Source organism: Pseudarthrobacter sp. TAF60_1 (assembly GCF_052113505.1).
Taxonomy (GTDB): domain Bacteria; phylum Actinomycetota; class Actinomycetes; order Actinomycetales; family Micrococcaceae; genus Arthrobacter.
The window spans coordinates 69,052-81,931 of the sequence record NZ_JBFRDI010000016.1 but is presented as its reverse complement, the minus strand read 5'-3'; the positions used below and the strand labels follow the sequence as shown (position 1 = coordinate 81,931).

14 protein-coding genes are annotated in these 12,880 nt (G+C 63.2%); 5 read left to right on the top strand and 9 right to left on the bottom strand.

Annotation, left to right across the window (positions count from 1 at the left end; genetic code table 11):
• Positions 1–11 precede the first annotated feature (11 nt).
• Entirely contained in the window at positions 12–1,250 is a 1,239-nt protein-coding gene (locus tag AB4Y73_RS16965; RefSeq protein ID WP_441873173.1) for an ABC transporter substrate-binding protein, read from the bottom strand.
• A gap of 236 nt (positions 1,251–1,486) precedes the next feature.
• On the opposite strand from AB4Y73_RS16965, the gene AB4Y73_RS16960 reads away from it, so the two are divergent.
• Positions 1,487–2,263, top strand: a complete 777-nt coding sequence (locus AB4Y73_RS16960) for an IclR family transcriptional regulator (RefSeq protein WP_441873170.1) — start codon at positions 1,487–1,489, stop codon at positions 2,261–2,263.
• Positions 2,264–2,354: 91 nt separating this feature from the next.
• Positions 2,355–3,245: an HpcH/HpaI aldolase/citrate lyase family protein gene (locus tag AB4Y73_RS16955; protein ID WP_441873168.1), complete on the top strand. Its 891-nt coding sequence runs from the start codon at positions 2,355–2,357 to the stop codon at positions 3,243–3,245.
• An 86-nt stretch (positions 3,246–3,331) separates the two neighbouring features.
• Here the strand turns inward: AB4Y73_RS16955 and AB4Y73_RS16950 are convergent, their stop codons facing one another.
• The 7 genes from AB4Y73_RS16950 to AB4Y73_RS16920 form a co-directional block, all read right to left on the bottom strand.
• Positions 3,332–4,795 (bottom strand): dihydroorotase, encoded by a 1,464-nt coding sequence (locus AB4Y73_RS16950; RefSeq protein ID WP_441873166.1) that lies wholly within the window; start codon positions 4,793–4,795, stop codon positions 3,332–3,334.
• A 65-nt stretch (positions 4,796–4,860) separates the two neighbouring features.
• Positions 4,861–6,309, bottom strand: a complete 1,449-nt coding sequence (locus AB4Y73_RS16945) for an MmgE/PrpD family protein (protein ID WP_441873164.1) — start codon at positions 6,307–6,309, stop codon at positions 4,861–4,863.
• The gene (locus tag AB4Y73_RS16940) at positions 6,306–7,118 is read right to left on the bottom strand and encodes a cyclase family protein (RefSeq protein ID WP_441873162.1); all 813 of its coding nucleotides are present in this window, start codon (positions 7,116–7,118) and stop codon (positions 6,306–6,308) included. The genes AB4Y73_RS16945 and AB4Y73_RS16940 overlap by 4 nt, the downstream gene beginning before the upstream one ends.
• Positions 7,115–8,314, bottom strand: a complete 1,200-nt coding sequence (locus AB4Y73_RS16935) for a CaiB/BaiF CoA transferase family protein (RefSeq protein ID WP_441873160.1) — start codon at positions 8,312–8,314, stop codon at positions 7,115–7,117. The genes AB4Y73_RS16940 and AB4Y73_RS16935 overlap by 4 nt, the downstream gene beginning before the upstream one ends.
• 467 nt (positions 8,315–8,781) lie before the next feature.
• Positions 8,782–9,111: a hypothetical protein gene (locus AB4Y73_RS16930; RefSeq protein ID WP_441873158.1), complete on the bottom strand. Its 330-nt coding sequence runs from the start codon at positions 9,109–9,111 to the stop codon at positions 8,782–8,784.
• A gap of 44 nt (positions 9,112–9,155) precedes the next feature.
• Positions 9,156–9,563 (bottom strand): SRPBCC family protein, encoded by a 408-nt coding sequence (locus AB4Y73_RS16925; protein ID WP_441873156.1) that lies wholly within the window; start codon positions 9,561–9,563, stop codon positions 9,156–9,158.
• A complete protein-coding gene (locus AB4Y73_RS16920) occupies positions 9,560–9,874 on the bottom strand; it encodes an ArsR/SmtB family transcription factor (protein ID WP_441873154.1) in 315 nt (104 codons plus the stop codon). Before AB4Y73_RS16920 ends, AB4Y73_RS16925 begins: the two co-directional genes overlap by 4 nt.
• Before the next feature lie 67 nt (positions 9,875–9,941).
• On the opposite strand from AB4Y73_RS16920, the gene AB4Y73_RS16915 reads away from it, so the two are divergent.
• Positions 9,942–10,220 (top strand): YciI family protein, encoded by a 279-nt coding sequence (locus AB4Y73_RS16915; protein WP_441873152.1) that lies wholly within the window; start codon positions 9,942–9,944, stop codon positions 10,218–10,220.
• 64 nt (positions 10,221–10,284) lie between these two features.
• On the opposite strand, the gene AB4Y73_RS16910 is transcribed toward AB4Y73_RS16915, so the two are convergent.
• The gene (locus AB4Y73_RS16910) at positions 10,285–11,565 is read right to left on the bottom strand and encodes a wax ester/triacylglycerol synthase domain-containing protein (RefSeq protein ID WP_441873150.1); all 1,281 of its coding nucleotides are present in this window, start codon (positions 11,563–11,565) and stop codon (positions 10,285–10,287) included.
• A gap of 170 nt (positions 11,566–11,735) precedes the next feature.
• Here AB4Y73_RS16910 and AB4Y73_RS16905 point away from each other — a divergent pair, with 170 nt between their 5' ends.
• Both AB4Y73_RS16905 and AB4Y73_RS16900 read left to right on the top strand, forming a co-directional pair.
• Complete coding sequence (locus tag AB4Y73_RS16905) at positions 11,736–11,996, top strand: hypothetical protein (RefSeq protein ID WP_441873148.1); 261 nt, start codon at positions 11,736–11,738, stop codon at positions 11,994–11,996.
• Between the two features lie 92 nt (positions 11,997–12,088).
• Positions 12,089–12,826, top strand: a complete 738-nt coding sequence (locus AB4Y73_RS16900; protein WP_441873147.1) for a VOC family protein — start codon at positions 12,089–12,091, stop codon at positions 12,824–12,826.
• Positions 12,827–12,880: the final 54 nt, after the last annotated feature.

Below are 12,880 nucleotides of genomic sequence, written 5' to 3'. Positions count from 1 at the left end.
TCCCACTTTGGCTACTTGGCCACGACGGGGAATACGACGTCCTTGGTGGCGAAGCTCTTGGGGAATACCTGTTCGACCTTGCCGCCCTGAACCTGCATGACAATCACCGTGGCATTCTTGTTCTGGCCGCGTTCATCGAATTCGATCGGGCCACTGAACGCCAGCAGCGGATCGGTGACGCTGATGCCGGCAATGGCCTCCCGCAGCTTGGCCGGGTCGGCGGAGCCACTCTTTTCAAGACCCGCGGCAATCACCTCAACAGCCTGGTAGGACAGCATGGCCGCGGTTTCCATGGACTTGCCGGTCTTCGCTTGGAAACGTTTGCGGATGTCTTCTGCCCGGGCGCTCGTGGCACTGTAGTGGTAGTTGGCGCTCAGGATGTTGGCGGCGGCGGCACCGGCATCAGCCGGGAAGGAATTGTCATCGAAAGCGCCGCTGGCAATGCCGAACACCGCCTTAACATCCGGTTTCAGCGCGCTGATGGCCTTGGCGATCAGCAGGTTATCAGGGTAGTAGCCGGTCACAACGATGACATCCGGGTGGACAGACGCGGCATCCGTGACCTGGGTGGTGGCGTCGGAGAAGCTGGAACCGGAGTAGGTGACTTCCTTGGCGACAGTGATGCCCTGCGCTTCAGCTTCCTTCTTGAACGCCGAAAAGACGCTGCCGCCGAAGGCGCCTTCAATGTGGATGTAGGACACGGTCTTGATCGGGGTGTTGGTGTCCTTGCCCATCGCCAAGAGGTCCCGGGCGCCGGAGGTGCCCATGCCGCTGGCATCGGGCTGAATCCTAAAGGTGTTCTTGTACCCCTGCGCGAGAATCTTGTCATCGACCGCCACGTCGATAACGAAGGGTACCTTCGAGCGCTCCGCCACCGAGGCTACGTTCTGAGTGACGTCCGACTGGTACGTGCCCACGAGCGCTACTGCGCCGTCGCTGATGAGCCGCTGCGCTTCACTTTGGCCGGTCTGCGCGTTTCCCTTGCTGTCGCCGTCAGTCAGTTTCAGTTTGGCGCCGTTCTGGGACTTGATCCCACCCGCGGCGTTAATATCCTCGACAGCGAGTTTAGCGCCGTCATTCATGAGTCCGCCGACGCCTGCGAGGCTACCGCTGAGCGGATGGACCGAACCGATGCTGATGGTCTTGCCGCCCTGATCCGATGAGCCGCCACTGGTGCCGGCTCCGGTGGAGCACGCCGTCATTCCCAGCAGGGCTACCGCCACTGCCGCGGTCAAAATTTTTTTAGCCATGATGTTCTTGGCGACCTTTCGCTATCAAGACCTCGGGGCTGTTCCGCTCAGAGGAATAGAAAGTTTCTCTTGACGTTCCGTTCAGCGAACCGGGTTGTCTCCCTCCGGCCCTCGTTCGCTTATTGTTCCACGGTAAGAGCCCGCATTACTAGGGTCAGAAGGGTATTTCTTTGCGCATTCATCATTCCGCTCAGCGGAGCACTATGCGTAGAATGTTTAGCGGAGAAAGGACCAAAATGCCGCAACAGAATGTAATTGAAGTGCGCCCCACCGATGGGGGCACCGAATCAGCGGACCGCGTGGCGGATGTCCTATTGCTGTTCAGCAGGGCTGACGGTGCCCTGGGGGTTTCGGAAATCGCCCGCTCCTTGGGACTGAGCAAGGCCGTTGTGCACCGGATTCTGCGGTCTCTGAGCTCACGCGGTTTACTGCAGACCCTCTCGCAGTCGTCCAGTTATGCACTGGGGCCGGCAGCCATCGGAATGGGGAACAACGCGTGGAGCCAGTCTGACTTCCGAACCGTCGCCGCGCCGGTCCTACGCGGACTGCGGGACAAGACCGGCGAAACGGCCACCCTTTCGGTGCTCTCCAGCCACTCCAGGATTTACCTGGACCAGTACGAAAGCCCCCAGGAAATCAAGATGATAGTGGAGATCGGAGTGCGGCATCCGCTACACTCCGGCGCCTCCAGCCGGGCCATCCTGGCGTACCTGCCGGAAGCGTATGTGGATGAGGCGGCAGCCCAACTAAGAGCGCTGCACGCCGGGTTCGATGAGCCCGAGTATCGGCACAAACTCGACAAAGTCCGCGACGATGGCTATGCGGTGTCCCAGAACGAGCGCAACACCGGTGCGGCCTCCATTGCCGCCGCGTTCTTCGACAAAGCTGGCAATGTGCTCGGCTCCATCAGTTCCTGCGGCCCCATTTTCCGCTACGACTCCACCGACCTGGACGAACATGCCGAGAAGGTCACCGCTGCAGCCCGACGGATTACCGGTCTGCTCAGCCGTTAGCATTTCTCTCTTAGCCGACTCCTCCGCCAACCAGGCCGCCCCTAATCTGCCCGGCCGTTACCTTGTTTATCCGCCCCGAGGAAGACCCTAAATGATGCCCTCCCGCTACAGCGTGCTGCCCCGCTCCTTCATGTACATACCGGGAGATAAACCCGAGCTTTTCCCGAAGGCGGCGGCTGGTACCGCCGATGCTCTTATCCTCGATTTGGAGGACGCTGTCCCGCATGCGCGCAAGGCGGAAGCCCGCTCCGGTGTCAGACGCTGGCTCACAACGCGGGCCCCAGTACTCTCGCCGGAGGGAGCCTCCGGTCAGCAATGGTGGGTACGCATCAGCGCCGAGAGCATTGCAGCGGATCTGGACGCAGTCCTCACGCCAGCCCTAGCCGGCATTTTTCTCGCAAAATGCACCGTTGCCAGCCTTGCAGAAACGGCCGAGTGCCTCAGCCGGCTGGAAGGCGGGAACGCAACCGCTCCACAATCCGTGGGCGTTATCGGACTCGTGGAAAGCGCGGCGGCCCTGCTGGAACTCGAGGCCCTGGCAGTGAGTGAACGGCTCCTGACTTTCGCCATCGGAGAGGTGGATCTGATGGCGGACCTGCGAATGACCCGTGGCCCTCACTCGGAGGCCGCCCTGGACTCGATCCGCGCACGTTTTGTCATCGCCTGCGCTGCCACGGGGCTCCTGCCGCCGGTCGCTCCGACGTCGACTGCCATCCGTGACCTTGCGGCATTCGAGCAAAGCAGCCGCAAGATGCTGGAGCTGGGCTTCAGGTCCCGAACGGCGGTTCATCCAAGCCAGATCGCGACGATCCATGACGTCTTCACCCCCGGCGCCGACGAGGTCGCGTCCGCCCGGGACATCATTGCGCGCTTCCGGCAATCACAGGGCGGGGTCGCGGTGGACTCTGCCGGACGGATGATCGACGCCGCCGTGATCCGGGGTGCCGAGGAAACACTTCGCCGCAGCACCGACCATCGGTAGCGCCCGCCAGCTTCTCGCCGGCAGTCCAGGCAAAAGGGCGGGGACGGCGTCCAGCCGTTCCCACCCCTTTGACCGGGCGGGTTCCCTTAGTTTCCGGAGCGCTTAACGAACTGCCCCCGCGGTTTACCGAGGATATTGCCGTCGCGGAAGACGGCGCCACCGCGCAGATATGTGTCGGTCACGCGTGCCGTCAGCTCATATCCTTCAAAGGGCGTGTATTCCTGGCTGGACAGTGAATCGTCCGCGTGGACTGCGTAGCTGACGGTGTCATCTACAAGGCAGAAGTCGGCATCGAATCCGACAGCGAGGTCACCCTTGGACTCAAGTCCGAAGCGCTCCGCGGGGTTCTTGGCGACGAGCTGAGCAATTTTGTTGTAGGACAATCCCCGCTTGCGGCCTTCGGAAATCATCCCGGGCAGCAGATATTCCGCGCCACCGAAGCCTGATTTCGCCAAGAAGACATCATCTCGGGGATCGCCGAACTTCGTCTCGTCACGGCAGCAGGCATGGTCCGAGCTCACCCAGGAGAAGTGGCCGGCCAACATGTGGTCCCACATGGCTTCCACGTCTTCGCGCGGCCGCAGAGGCGGGTTGACTTTGCCCCCGATCCCGGTGGTTTCGCAGTCGGCCAGCAGGTGGCCCACGGTGACTTCACGGCGGAAATTAATGTGGGGAAAGGTTTCCTGCATCATCATGGCCGCTTCGATGGCCTTGCGCGACGTCAGGTGCAGCAGGTTGATGTTCGGCAGCTCGGTTTCATAGGCGAGATACGACGCGATGGTGATGGCCAAGCCCTCGGAATGCGGCGGACGTGAGGCGCTGTAGGCCTCCAGTCCCTTGAGCTTTCCTTCCTCTTCCACCAGTTTGGTGTAGGCGCGCATTATCTCGGCGGTTTCGCAGTGCAGCGAGAGTGAAATCTGGTCCTTCACCGCCGCATATTTAGGGTCGCGGCGCGCTTTCTCGATCCCTCGCATAATGAACTCGAAATGCGCGTAGTCGTAGGACTCGTCTTCGGGGATCATCAGGAACTTGCTCTGGTCCGCAGACCGTCCATGAAGTCCGTGAATTCCGTAGAACATAAAGATCTTGAACGAGGGCACCCCCATGTCCAGCAGGTCTGGAATTTCGTCGATGTGTTCTTTGAGGATGGGAGCAACGTGGAAGCTGTAGTCGATGAAGGCCCGGCCGGCAGCCGTCTCGAGGATCTGCGGGAAGATTTCTTTGTAGGGGCCGGACTTGTTCATGTAATAGGCGCCGGTCCGGATGTAGGTAAGGCCACTGGTAACGCCGCCTTGGGCACTTGCACGGCTCTCGCTATCCGTGTCTACGCCAAGTTCGTTATAGATACCCCAGTGCTGGTGGGCGTCCACAACGCCGGGGAACAGGTGCTTTCCCTGTCCGTCGAGCACCTCGGCCGCGGAGGCAGCATCGATGGCGGGCTCGATGGCGGCGAACTTGCCGTCTTTGATCGCGATATCGAGGGATTCCACGGATTCCTGGTCGGGGCGGACTACTTTGACATTCTTGATCACGAGATCATAGGTGGACATGTCGTGCCTTTCTTTGACTTCGGCCAGGCCCAGGGGAACCCGTGCCTGATGTGATGACCCGGGTTCTAGCTAATGGGTGAAATGGGGAGTCCAGCGGGGTCGACTGCTGCGAGGTCGGTGAAGACCTCACCGATATCCGTGCACTCTTCCAGGTGTCGGCAGGACCGCTCGAGGCGGCTCATGGCGTCGGGATCCATGGTGCGTCTGGCGTTGTCCCGGAATTTGCGGGTTAGTTCGTCGAAGCTCAGCGGACGCTTCGGCCCGCCCCGGTTGGTCAGGACCTCCTCGACGATCGTCCGGCCATCCGTCAGGTGGGCGGTCAGTACTGCTGGGAACTGCATGGGAAAGATTGCCGTGCACTTCTCGTTCGCTATGACGTCCACCTTTGCCATCAGCGAGCGGCGGTAGGGGTCCCTGGCCAGGTCATCCGTGTAGTCGTCCAGGCCTACTTCCAGTCCCCCGCCGCCGAGTAACCCGGCCACCACTGCATAGGGCCCGGAAAATTGGGCCATATAGCCCGTCTCCGGGCGGCGCTTGACCTCGATCGGTTCCCCGATGGTGCGCAGGTTCGGAGCCGGCACGCCCAGGACCAATGATTCGATGTCGTCAGGCCGGATCCCCGCACGCCGCAGCGCTGCCGCTGCGTCCACCCCGGCATGGGTGAAATGGTTGGCAGGGTAGGGCTTGAAGAAAATGTCCTGGATGGACCAGTGCTCGCCGAGGCCCTCGGTGATGGCCTCGGCGTCGAATTGGCCGTGCAGCCACGCCTGGTAGAAGCCGAATCGGCCTTCGAGCACGGTTGGCGGTCCGGTGAGTCCGTAGCGCACGAGGTTGACGGCACTGACCGCAGAATGGGCGGCCCAGCCGCAGTGGATCCGCTTGACGGTTCCACCGGTCCGGTTGGACTCGATGATGCCCGAGGCCATGGAAGCCGCGACTCCCAGGGCATTCAGGATCATGGCCTCGCCGCCGTAGAGGGCTGCTACCGCGGCTGCCGACCCCATGGCCCCGCAGATGGAGGTGGCGTGCTGGCCGTGTTCAAAGAAGACGGAGTTCTGCGTGGCGCTGTCGTATCCTGCCATGCCGAGCCGGACGCACACCTCGAGCCCGATGGCGGTGGCCCGGATTACTTCCGGGCCGGTGGCACCCTTAGCCTGGGCCGCTGCCAGGACGGCGGGAACGACGCTCGCGCTTGGGTGCAGTACCGAGGGCAGATGGGTATCGTCGTAGTCCAGCGAATGGGCCAGCACGCCGTTGACAAATGCCGCCACTGCGGCAGGCAGGGCTTTCTCCAATCCCACAGCGTTGGCTTGTGGAGTGCCGCCCTGGTCCCGCGCCCACTGCCTCGCTCCCCTGCTCGTCTCAAGCGGCGCGGCAGCCGCGCAGATGCCCAGGATGTCCAGCACCCGGGACCTGATACTTTCGACAACTTCGGCGGGCAGGTCCTCGTAGCGCACCGCGGCGGCGAACCGGGCAAGCTGCTGTCCGAGCGTGGCCTCGTCCGGTGTGCTCATGCCGGTACTACCGCCAGGGGCCGCACGGGAGAACCCGTGGCACCGAAGATGTTTAGCGGGACCAGGACGAATGTGAACTCATGGATTGCTTTTGCGGCCAGTTCTTCCAGATCCAGCGCCTCAACGATGTAGATGCCGTTCTCGACGAGGAAGACGCGGTGCGCCGGGAGTTGGGCATGCCCGCCGCCAGGGGCGAGCCGCTCGAACGCGATGGTGTCGGCACCGGCGGCGTGAATGCCCTGGGATGCCAGCCAGGTGGCACCATCCTCGCTAATACCCGGGACGCCCGAGGCTCCGCCTACGTACGCCGTGCCTTCGGCAAATTTCTTGCCCCAGCCGGATCGGATCAGCGCCACGTCTCCGGATTCCAGCGCGGTGCCCTGTTTCTGGAGCGTGCCCTGGAGGTCGGCGACGGTAATTTCGTAGCCGCCCTCGAGATCCGGCAGGCCCAGATACCCGGGTACATCCAGCAGGATTCCGCGGCGGATCATCGGAGCTATCGTGTGTACGCCGTGTTCCACGTATTTGCCGCCCAGGCAGGAGGCTCCCGCATCGGCGCCGCCAAAGAGCTTGCCGTCCTGGCTTACGTGTGCCAGCGCATCGATATGCGTGCCAACGTGTGTTCCCGTGGTGATCATGTCATTGGCGGCGCTGCCGCCGTCGGCGCGGATTACGTCGCCGTGCCGCCGGGGCAGCGTGTGCCAGAACTGCGGGTGATTGGGCGACTGCGGCATCCCTACCCGAAGCTGGCGGCCCAGATCCACTAGCTGTAGCCCTCCTGCCACGACGTCGATCAATTTATCGCTCATTTGGCTGCTCCGCTTTCCCGCAACGACGCGATGTCATCCCTGCTGTAGCCGATTTCGTGGAGAATGCTCTCACTGTCTTCGCCCAAGTCACGCCCTGTGAACTGGATGCTTCCGGGGCTCTTGCTCATGCGCCACATCACATTGTGCTGAAGCACGGTGCCGAAGTCCCGGTCTGGGACGTCGATCAGCATCTTGGTTGCGCGGATATGCGGGTCCTCCACAATGTCCTTGGCGTCATACACAGCTGCAACAGCCGCCCCGGCTTCGGAAAAAACCTCCAGCACTTCCTCCCGGTCCCGGTCCCGGATCCAGGATCCGACGTAGCCGTCCAGTTCTTCGACGTGCTGGACCCTGGTGCTGCCGGACTTGAACCACGGCTCGTCGATGACCTCTGGGTGGCCCACGATCCGCATCACCCGCTCTGCGATGCTCTGCGCGCTCGTGGAGACGGCAACCCACCGGTCGTCCCTCGTCAGATAGGTGTTGCGTGGCGCATTGTTGGTGGAACGGTTGCCGTTGCGCTGCCCTATTATGCCCAGTTGCTGATAGACCGACGGCCCTGGTCCCACCGCAGTCATGATGGGTTCCAGAATGCTCAGATCCACCACTTGACCTTCGCCGGTCTGATCCCGGTACCGCAGTGCCATAAGTGCGGCTGAGGACGCTGCGATCCCGCAGATGCTGTCTGCCAGCCCGAAAGCCGGCAGCGTGGGCGGCCCTCCGGCTTCACCCGTCAGATGCGCGAAACCGCTCATTGCCTCGGCCAGGGTGCCGAATCCGGGACGCGAGGAATAGGGCCCCTCCTGACCAAAACCGGTCAGCCGGACCAAGACGAGGCGCGGGTTGAGCTGGTGCAGGACCTCGGGCCCCACGCCCCACCGTTCCAGCGTTCCTGGGCGGAAATTCTCCACCACCACGTCGGCGGTGGCGGCCAGCTTCCTGAAAACTTCCGCGCCGTCGGGTTTGCTCAGGCTAAGCGCTAGCGTGCGCTTGTTGCGGGACACTTCCTTCCACCAGATGGGCACTCCGTCCTTGCTTTCACCGTGACCGCGCATGCTGTCACCCATCGTTGGATGCTCAATCTTGATGACGTCGGCGCCATAGTCGCCGAGAATCTGACAGCACAAGGGGCCAGCCAGAATGGTCGAAACATCCAGTACCCGGATCCCGGTCAGAGGTTGTGGGTGCTCACTCAAAGTATCTCGTTCCGCTTGGAGAAACAACGACTATTTCAAGCGTAGCGACACAAGAGGGTCCTGAGAAGCCCATCCGCGCGGTTTCTTTCGCAGATCCCAAAGGTGGGAGGCAGCGAAATTCCCTGACGGGATCCAAAAGCGGCATTTATATAAGGAGGGCCGTTTCGCTGGACGGAACGTACTCAGGAGATGATGCGGAGGCTCGGGTCTCCGGGAGAAACATCCTCCAGCCCGCCGTTGCCCGGCCCAAACAGTCACGAAGGACCTACCGTACGGGGGCAACGGTAAAGCCAACGGCAGGGAAACCATCCGACGGACTTAGTGCAAAACGGGCTGAATGCCTCATACACGGGCCGCTCCGACCAGCGCAAACGATGAGGGATACACCGTTCGGCAACGGGGGGTCCCCAGCCGTCGAGGCTGAGGTCTTCCCAAAACTGGACGACCTTTGACCGGTTGAAAGGACTTTACCCACCACGAGGCAGCGGGTGGTTTGTGCTGACGATGCTCCATGTCCAGGGAAAGTCCGGCGTCGGCCGGCCGGCATGGACGGCGCCAGGAACCGCAACCGGAGAGCGGAGGGCGATGCCGGGAAGGTAGCGCTGTTCGTGCAGTATCAGCGGGACGGCCTCAGTCCTGCGCGGCAGCCGGACGGCCAGGTCATCGCCGAGCCGGAAGGTCGCGTTGTCCCAGCCATTCGCAACGCGCACAAGCGGAAGATCCGCAAGGTCGGGGCGCTGGTCCCGGAGGAGGCACTGGACGACGGCGTCATTCACTTCCACCTTGGCTGGTGACATGTCCGCCATTCCGAGCCCCGCTTTCCTATTATTGTCGGGCGGCGTCAGGAGACCCCGGCGAGGACGCCGTCGATCCGTTTCAGCAGGCCCGGCCAGCCGTTGCCCATGCCCTCGATGGCCTGCTTGCCCATGGGCGTGTCGAGACGGAAACCGGCGTGCTCGTGGTGAAGGACGGTGCCGCCTTCGTCTGGCTCCAGCCACCACGTGATGGTGGTATCCAGCATGCCCTCGGAGAACAGGAAGCTGATCGACTTGCCGGGGTCCACGGTGAGGACTTCGCACTGCTGCTGTCCCCAGGAGCCCATGTCCATGGTGAAGCGGTGGCCGACGACGGGGGCGATGTCGCCCGGCGCCCACCAACGGGCCAGCAGTTCGGGCGTGGTCAGCGCGTCCCAGACGGCTGCACTGGGGTGCGGGAAGCGGCGCTCGAGCCGGATGGCGTTCTCGGTCATGACGGTTTCTCCTCGTCCAGAAGTTCTCCCAGCGCGTCGAGGCGCCGGTTCCAGTAATGCTCGATGTGCTTGACCCAGTCGCTGACCTCGGCGAGGCCTGCGGGCTGGAGGTGGTACAGCCGGTTGCGGCCGTGCCGTTCCTCCCGAACAAGGCCGGCCTCGCGAAGCACGCCCAGGTGTTCAGACGCTGCCGAGCGGCTGAGCTCAAGCAGCCCGGTTAGCTGGCCCGCTGTCCTCGGCCCATGGCAGAGCTCATTAAGGATGACGCGCCGTGCCGGGTTGGAGACAGCGCCGAAGACATCAGGAAGCACACAATCAGTATATGTCGGAAAATCCCGACGCATATCCCCCCTGCCGCCCCGGCGTAGGATCCTGCCTATGGAATTCGTGGTGCTGTACAACGTGCGTGACGGCGTCGACCGCTCGCGCCTTCTTGAGGTCTATCCCCGCCACAAGGCCTACTTTGAAGCCTTCCATGCCGCTGGCGGCGGGCTCATCGCGCTTGGCCCGTTCCAAACACCGGATATGGCCGGCGGGTCGATGGGGATCTTTGCCTCACTCGAGGACGCCGAGCGCTTCATTGCCGAAGATCCCTTCGTCACCGAGGGGCTCGCCGATCCAAGAATCCTGGAGTGGAATGCCGTGCGGTTCGGGTAGGAACTCCCCGGAACGACGTCAGGCTGCGGGCCCGTTCGGCGTTGGTCCGTTCTAAGCACAACGCTCACCTGCCCAGGCGTGCCATCTCCTCCCCCATGGCCTGCGCAAACACATCGCCGGGGACATTCGAGGCGTCGAAGTGGATGCCGCAGCACAGGTTGCCGGCGTAGGACACCGCCGCGACGCCGAGCCGCACGTTGCCGGCAAGGACCGCAACCGGCCAGAGCGCGATGACCGGAGCCCCCGCGAGGAGAAAAGTTCCTTTCGCACCCGGCACGTTGGTGACGAAGCCGCCCACCAGATGCTGCCGCCGGGCGATGTGGTCCATGACGCGCGCGCCGACCGGGCCGCGCATGAACTCCAGCGTGCCCTGGTCCCTCGCCAGCAGCTTCTCCTCACGGGTCTGCGCTGCGATGAGTCGCAAGCGCTCATCGGGGTCGGGCTCGCCGAGCGGCAACCGCACCAGCATGACTCCCACCTGGTTCCCTGCAGTGCCGCGGCGCCGCAGAGCCACCGGCTCCGAGACCGGCAACCAGGCCGGAACCGGCTCACCGGCCGCCATCAAGGCTGCCCGGAAGCCGGCCGCCGACGCAGCGAGCAGTGCATCGTTGACGGTGGCACCCCGCGGACGCACCGCCGTCTCGAGGGCTTCAATTTCTGTCCGCAGGAAAGCGATCCCATGGTGGGCGCTCCGGTCCCCGAGCAGCACTGTGCGGCCCACTTCACGGCCCCACAACGTTTTGCGGATGCGGCTGAGCCCCGTCGCAAGTCGACGAAGTGTGCTGCGCGGACCGTTCCGTGGATGGTACAGGGGAGCCTCCGCTGGCCCAAGTGAATGCGGCTCGGTCGACGGGTTCTGCCACGGTTCGCCGGGATCAAAGAGCCGCTGCACAATCAGCGCCGCCGTCATCCCGTCGGCCACCGCGTGATGTATACGCAGCACGACGCCGAGTCCTCCCGGTGTGGCGCCAGGTACCACCAGGATCTCCCACAACGGCCGATCCCCTGCGAGCGGCTGGCCCATAAGTTCGGCGCATCTGTGCTCAAGTCCGGTAAGACCATCCACCGGCTCGACGAGCCGAATGTGGTGCTCCATGTCCGGCGTGGTTTCGATCCAGGAGTGGCCGCGGCCAGCCTGGGCGGTTCGTTTGCGGAGCGCCGGCAACTCCGCAGTCCGTTCACGGAGGACCGCCCTCAACGCTGCCACGTCCGGTGTGCCGTCCGGATCCACAAAGCCGCCGGGCGCGAGCAGTGCAGCGACGAGGAAAACGTTGACCTGGCCGGCGTGGTCAAGCACCAGGTTCGCCTCATCCGCAGGGGCAAGTCTTTGCGTCGCTGCGCGCATGTCTCGACAGTAGCCGTGAAACAGCCGGAGCGTCAGTGGTCAGCCATCAACCCGTCCCGCTACAGCTACCACTGCATGCGACGCCGTGGTACTTTCAGCGTGATCAGGATGTCCCATACGGCCCCTATCCAGCCCGGCTCCTGGCGCAACCCTGGAAAGCGAAGGCAACGATGCCAACTCTGTTGATTTTCCACGAGGTAGATGACGTTGAGCACTGGCTCAAGTCAACAAAGAGAGAAGAAATATTCGGGCCCTTGGGCCTCACGGTTCGAACGTTCATTGACCCCGCAAAGAGCCAGCGGGTAGGCCTGATCGCCGAGGTTCCCGATATGGAAACATTCCAACGAATTATGGAGTCTGAAGCGGCAGCCGAAGCCATGAAATCCGACGGCGTCCGTCCGGACACAATCCTGACACTCGTCGAGCCTTAGGCGGGGAGCCCCGATCCTGAATCTGTACGCGGCTCTGAACAACCGAAGCTTGCCTCCCGTTTCAGGTATTGGCTGGGATAGGGTCTGGCGGTATGGCACTGCGGCTTGTTCAGGTGAATGTCAAGGCTAGGGATGACTTAGCGCTTGGGCGGTTTTGGGCGGATGCGCTCGGCTGGGGTATTTCCAGCGAAGGACCCGGTGTGACCAACGTTGAACCCGTGGGCTTCGTCTGGCCGGACCCGGCCGCCGTCTGCGTCGATGTGGTCACTGTCCCGGACCCCGAAACAGTGAGGTACCGCGCGCATCTGGATCTGGCCACCACCTCTGCCGCACATCAGGCGGAGCTGGTGGCGCACCTGTTGAAGCTCGGTGCGACGCCCGCCGACGTGGGCCAGGGCGACGTGCCGTGGACCGTCCTCTCCGACCCGGAGGGCAACGTGTTCTGCGTTTTGGAGCCTCGATCGATCTACCGCGACACCGATCCGATCGCCGCAGTGGTTGTCAACTGCGCGGATCCGCGGGCTATGGCCCGGTTCTGGAGCGAGACGATGGACTGGACCCTGCATGAGGTGACCGACGATCATGCGCGGCTGCGATCGGCCAAGGGCGTGGGGCCGTATCTGGAGTTCCTTCGGACGCCCGCCTTGCAGGCATGGTGGAACCGTGTCCATCTCGACCTGATGCCGTATCCCGGAGACGATCAAGCCGCAGAGGTCGAACGGCTGAAGACGCTGGGCGCTACTGACGCCGACGTCGGCCAAGGCGACGCGCCATGGGTATGCCTCGCCGATCCAGAGGGCAACGAGTTCTGCGTCCTCGCCCCGCGCTGATCCAGCGACCTCGCCCGTGGTGGAGACCTAACGTCACACAACGTGACGCCCTCC